A 5902-nucleotide genomic window follows, 5' to 3' on the forward strand; every position below is an offset into this window, starting at 1 on the left:
TGGACCTGCCGCACGACAAGGTGAACGTGCACGGCGGCGCCACGGCGCTGGGCCACCCGATCGGCGCGTCGGGTGCCCGCATCCTGGTGACGCTGCTGGCGGCGCTGGAGAAGAACGGGCTGAAGCGCGGCGTGGCCAGCCTGTGCATCGGCGGCGGCGAAGCCACCGCCATGGCGGTCGAGCGGGTCTAACCCTCTCCCGCCCCGGGAGAGGGGGGCCGGCGAAGCCGGCCGGGTGAGGGTAAGTGCAAGGATCCTTGGCCTTACCCCCACCCCGACCCTCTCCCCCCTGGGGAGAGGGAGAAGAAAAAAGCGGGTCAAGGGAGCGAAACACATGCGCCTCACCGAAGAGCAGCAGATGGTGCGCGACATGGCGCGGGCCTTCGCGCGGGACCGGCTGGCGCCGACCGCGGCGGAGCGCGACCGCACGCACGCCTTCCCGAAGGACGAACTGGCCGAGATGGGCAAGCTCGGCCTCATGGGCATGCTGGTGCCGGAAACCTTCGACGGCGCCGGGGCCGACCACGTCGCCTACGCGCTCGCCATCGAGGAGATCGCGTCGGGCGACGGCGCCATCTCCACCATCATGAGCGTGCACAACTCGGTCGGCTGCATGCCCATCCTGAAGTTCGGCAGCCCCGAGCAGAAGCAGGAGATCCTCAAGCCCATGGCGCGCGGCGAGAAGCTGGGCGCCTTCTGCCTGACGGAGCCGCAGGCGGGATCCGACGCCGCCGCTATCAAGACCCGCGCGCGGCGCGACGGCAACCACTGGGTCCTGAACGGCACCAAGCAGTTCATCACGTCGGGCAAGAACGCCGACTACGCCATCGTCTTCGCCGTCTCCGACCCGGACAAGGGCAAGAAGGGCATCACCGCCTTCATCGTGCCCACGAACACGCCCGGCTATTCCGTGGCGCGGGTCGAGGAGAAGCTGGGCCAGAACTGCTCCGACACCTGCCAGATCAACTTCGACGACGTGCGCATCCCGGCCGACCTGATGCTGGGCAACGAGGGCGAGGGCTACAAGGTGGCGCTCGCCAACCTGGAGGGCGGGCGCATCGGCATCGCCGCGCAGTCGGTCGGCATGGCCCGCGCGGCGCTGGAGCACGCGATCGCCTACGCGCAGGAGCGGCAGAGCATGGGCGTGCCCATCGTCCAGCACCAGGCGGTCAGCTTCCGCCTCGCCGACATGGCGACGCAGGTGGAGGCGGCGCACCAGCTGGTGCTGCACGCCGCGAGCCTGCGCGACGCCGGGGAGCCGTGCCTGAAGGAAGCGGCGATGGCGAAGCTGTTCGCCTCGGAAATGGCCGAGCGCGTCTGCTCCGACGCCATCCAGATCCACGGCGGCTATGGCTACCTGAACGATTTCCCGGTCGAGCGGATCTACCGCGACGTCCGGGTCTGCCAGATCTACGAAGGCACCAGCGACATCCAGCGGCTCGTCATCAGCCGCGCGCTGGTGTCGTGACGCCCCAATTAGACGACCGAAGGGGAGGACGACGGCAATGACCGTCCTGAAGAGCGCCGTCAACCCGCGCTCGGCCGATTTCCAGGCCAACGCCGATGCCATGTCCGGCCTTGTGGCCGACCTGCGCGAGAAGGTCGCAACCATCAAGCAGGGCGGCGGGGCCAAGGCCCGCGACAAGCACCTCGCCCGCGGCAAGTTGCTGCCGCGCGAGCGCGTGCGCCAGCTGCTCGACGTCGGTTCGCCATTCCTCGAACTCAGCCAGATGGCCGCGTACAAGGTGTACGAGGACGACGTGCCGGCCGCCGGCATCATCACCGGCATCGGCTCGGTGGCGGGGCAGGAGTGCATGGTCGTCGTCAACGACGCCACGGTGAAGGGCGGCACCTACTACCCCCTCACCGTCAAGAAGCACCTGCGCGCGCAGGAGATCGCCCAGCAGAACAACCTGCCGTGCATCTATCTGGTGGACAGTGGCGGCGCCAATCTGCCGAACCAGGACGAGGTCTTCCCCGACCGCGACCACTTCGGCCGCATCTTCTTCAACCAGGCCAACATGTCGGCCCAGGGCATCCCGCAGGTCGCGGTGGTGATGGGCAGCTGCACGGCCGGCGGCGCCTACGTGCCCGCCATGTCGGACGAGGCGGTCATCGTCCGCAACCAGGGCACCATCTTCCTGGGCGGCCCGCCGCTGGTGAAGGCGGCCACGGGCGAGGTGGTGTCGGCCGAGGACCTGGGCGGTGCCGACGTGCACTCCCGCACCTCCGGCGTCACCGACCATTACGCGATGAACGACGGGCACGCGCTGGCCATCGCCCGGCGCATCGTCGGCAACCTGAACCGCCGCAAGCCGGTCGGCCTGGACATCCGGGAGCCGGAGGCGCCGCTGTACGACCCGCGCGAGCTGTACGGCATCATCCCCGCCGACCCGCGCAAGCCCTTCGACGTGCGCGAGGTGATCGCCCGCGTGGTGGACGGCAGCCGCTTCGACGAGTTCAAGCCGCTGTACGGCACGACGCTGGTGACGGGCTTCGCCCACATCTTCGGCTACCCGGTCGGCATCATCGCCAACAACGGCATCCTGTTCTCGGAAAGCGCCCTGAAGGGCGCCCACTTCGTGGAGCTGTGCTGCCAGCGCGGCATCCCGCTGGTCTTCTTGCAGAACATCACCGGCTTCATGGTGGGGCGCAAGTACGAGTCCGGCGGCATCGCCAAGGACGGCGCTAAGCTGGTGACGGCGGTGGCCTGCGCGCAGGTGCCGAAGTTCACGATGATCATCGGCGGCAGCTTCGGTGCGGGCAACTACGGCATGTGCGGCCGCGCCTACAGCCCGCGCTTCCTGTGGATGTGGCCGAACTCCCGCATCTCCGTCATGGGCGGCGAGCAGGCGGCGGGCGTGCTGGCGCAGGTCAAGCGCGACAACATCGAGGCCCAGGGCAAGAACTGGCCGGCGGAGGAGGAGGAGGCGTTCAAGGCCCCGATCCGCGCCCAGTACGAGCACCAGGGGCACCCGTACTATGCCTCCGCGCGGCTGTGGGACGACGGCATCGTCGATCCGGCCGACACGCGCATGGTGCTGGGCCTCGGCCTGTCCGCGTCGCTGAACGCGCCCATCCCGCCGACGCGCTTCGGCGTCTTCCGCATGTGAGGGGACGAGCATGACCGACAACGTTCTTCTCTCCGTCGCGGGCGGCATCGCCACCGTCACGCTGAACCGCCCGGAGCGGCACAACGTCTTCGACGACGCGCTGATCGCCGAACTGACCGCGCTGTTCACCAGGGTGGGCGAGGACCCGGCGGTGCGCGCCGTGGTTCTGGAATCCACCGGCCGCAGCTTCTCGGCCGGCGCCGACCTCGGCTGGATGAAGCGCATGGCCGGCAACGACCATGACGCCAACCTGCGCGACGCCGAGGCGCTGGGTGCGCTGATGAAGACCATCGACCGCTGCCCGAAGCCGGTGATCGGCGTCGTGCAGGGGGCGTGCTACGGCGGTGGTGTGGGGCTGGTCGCCTGCTGCGACATCGCCGTGGCGTCCGATGCCGCGACCTTCTCCCTGTCGGAGGTCAAGCTGGGCATCCTGCCGGCGGTGATCTCGCCGTACGTGGTGGCGGCCATGGGCGAGCGCGCCTGCCGGCGCTACTTCCTGACGGCCGAGCGCTTCTCGGCGGCGGAGGCGCACCGCCTCGGCCTGCTGCACGAGGTGGTGCCGGCCGACGAGTTGCACGCCGCGCGCGACCGCATCATCGAGGCGCTGTGGCAGTGCGGCCCGGCGGCGCAGGCGGCGGCCAAGGACCTGATCTTCGCCGTGGCGCGCAAGCCGACCGACGCGGCCGTGATCCGCGACACCGCCGAGCGCATCGCCGCCATCCGCGCGTCGGATGAGGGGCGCGAGGGCCTGAGCGCCTTCCTTGAGAAACGCAAGCCCCGCTGGCTGAGCGCGGCGGAGGAGTGAGGGGCATGTTCGACAAGATCCTCATCGCCAACCGCGGCGAAATCGCCTGCCGCGTCATCCGCACCGCCCGCCGCATGGGCATCAAGACGGTGGCCGTCTATTCCGAGGCCGACGCCGGCGCGCGGCACGTGGAGATGGCCGACGAGGCCGTGTGCATCGGCCCGGCCCCCGCATCCGAGTCCTACCTGAAGGGCGACGTGGTGCTGGAGGTGGCGAAGCGCACCGGCGCCCAGGCCATCCACCCCGGCTACGGCTTCCTGTCGGAAAACGCTGGCTTTGCCGCCGCCTGCGCCGAGGCCGGCGTGGTCTTCATCGGCCCGCCGATCGAGGCGATCCGCGTCATGGGCTCCAAGGCGGAATCCAAGCGCGTGATGGCGGACGCGGCGGTGCCGCTGGTGCCCGGCTACCACGGCACGGCGCAGGACTTCGACACGCTGTCGAGCGAAGCGGCCCGCATCGGCTACCCGGTGCTGGTCAAGGCCTCGGCCGGTGGCGGCGGCAAGGGCATGCGCGTGGTGCGCGAGGCCTCCGAACTGGCCGACGCCGTGGCCGGCGCCCAGCGCGAGGCCAAGGCGGCCTTCGGCGACGACAGCCTGCTGCTGGAAAAGTACCTGACCAAGCCGCGCCACGTGGAGATCCAGGTCTTCGCGGACACGCACGGCAACTGCGTCTATCTGTTCGAGCGCGACTGCTCCCTCCAGCGCCGCCACCAGAAGGTGATCGAGGAGGCGCCGGCCCCCAACCTGGCCGACGACCTGCGCGTGCGCATCGGCGAGGCGGCGGTGGCGGCGGCCAAGGCCGTCGGCTACGTCGGCGCCGGCACGGTGGAGTTCCTGTACGAGGACGGCGGGTTCTACTTCATCGAGATGAACACCCGCCTGCAGGTCGAACACCCGGTGACCGAGATGATCACCGGCCAGGATCTCGTGGAGTGGCAGATCCGCGTGGCCGGCGGCGAGCGGCTGCCGCTCCTGCAGGACCAGCTGGTGCGCCGCGGCCATGCGTTCGAGGCGCGCCTCTACGCCGAGGATCCGCAGCGCGAGTTCCTGCCGGCCATCGGCACGCTGGTCCACCTGCGCCCGCCGGAGGAGAACGCGCACGTGCGCGTCGACACCGGTGTCCGCCAGGGCGACGCGGTGACCATGTATTACGACCCGATGATCGCCAAGCTGATCGTCTGGGACGAAAGCCGCGACGCGGCCCTGCGCCGCCTGCGCAACGCGCTGAAGGATTACGAGGTGGTGGGCGTCACCACCAACGTGAACTTCCTGGGCGCCATCGCCGGCCACCCGGCGTTCCAGGCGGTGGAGATCGACACCGGCTTCATCGAGCGCCACCGCGCCGACCTGCTGCCGCCCCCGGCGCCGGTGCCGGCCAAGGGGCTGGTGCTGGGCGCGCTGGCGGTGCTGCTGCGCCGCCATGCGGAGAACCACGCCGCACTGCGGGCGAAGTCCGACCCGTTCTCGCCCTGGCACATCGCCAGCGGCTGGCGCCTCAACGACGACAACCACCACGACCTGCGCCTGAAGGACGGCGACACGCTGCGCGAGGTCACCGTCCACTTCCGCGCCGAGGGGTATGAGGTGGAACTGCCGGGTTCGGCACCCATCGCCGTGACGCGTGCGTCGCTGGAGAACGGCGCGCTGTCCGCCGTCATCGACGGCGTGCGAGTGCGCGCCACGGTGGTCTGCCAGGGGGCCGACCTGACCATCCTCAGCGACGGCGCCGTCTGGCGCCTGCAGCTGGACGACCCCATGGCCCGCGCGGCGGAGCAGGAGGGCGGCTCGGGCCGCCTGACGGCGCCAATGCCCGGCACGGTGGTCCGCGTGCTGGTCGAGGCGGGACAGGCGGTGGAGCGCGGCGCGCCGCTGATGCTCCTTGAAGCCATGAAGATGGAGCACACCATCAAGGCGCCGGCCTCCGGCACCGTGTCGGCCGTCCACTTCGCGGTGGGCGATCAGGTGTCGGAAGGCATGGAGCTGCTG

4 protein-coding genes and 1 pseudogene are annotated in these 5902 nt (G+C 70.3%); all 5 read left to right on the top strand.

What is annotated here, in order from left to right; all coding sequences use genetic code 11:
- A pseudogene (locus VED21_RS04485) lies at positions 1 to 191 on the top strand (acetyl-CoA C-acetyltransferase); the annotation flags it as partial.
- Positions 192 to 333: 142 nt separating this feature from the next.
- Positions 334 to 1467: an acyl-CoA dehydrogenase gene (locus VED21_RS04490; RefSeq protein ID WP_324881121.1), complete on the top strand. Its 1134-nt coding sequence runs from the start codon at positions 334 to 336 to the stop codon at positions 1465 to 1467.
- A 37-nt stretch (positions 1468 to 1504) separates the two neighbouring features.
- Positions 1505 to 3112 carry a carboxyl transferase domain-containing protein gene (locus VED21_RS04495; protein ID WP_324881122.1) on the top strand — a complete coding sequence of 536 codons (1608 nt, stop codon included), beginning with the start codon at positions 1505 to 1507 and terminating at the stop codon, positions 3110 to 3112.
- 10 nt (positions 3113 to 3122) lie between these two features.
- Entirely contained in the window at positions 3123 to 3917 is a 795-nt protein-coding gene (locus VED21_RS04500; RefSeq protein ID WP_324881123.1) for an enoyl-CoA hydratase/isomerase family protein, read from the top strand.
- 5 nt (positions 3918 to 3922) lie between these two features.
- A partial coding sequence (locus VED21_RS04505) for an acetyl/propionyl/methylcrotonyl-CoA carboxylase subunit alpha (protein WP_324881124.1) occupies positions 3923 to 5902 on the top strand: 1980 nt, incomplete at its 3' end.

It is taken from the genome of Azospirillum sp., from assembly GCF_035627195.1.
GTDB lineage: Bacteria > Pseudomonadota > Alphaproteobacteria > Azospirillales > Azospirillaceae > Azospirillum.

Bases quoted from the DNA above. Each gene is read 5' to 3' on its own strand.
- VED21_RS04500 (WP_324881123.1), top strand. From the start codon at position 3,123: ATGACCGACAACGTTCTTCTCTCCGTCGCGGGCGGCATCGCCACCGTC.
- VED21_RS04490 (WP_324881121.1), top strand. From the start codon at position 334: ATGCGCCTCACCGAAGAGCAGCAGATGGTGCGCGACATGGCGCGGGCC.
- VED21_RS04495 (WP_324881122.1), top strand. From the start codon at position 1,505: ATGACCGTCCTGAAGAGCGCCGTCAACCCGCGCTCGGCCGATTTCCAG.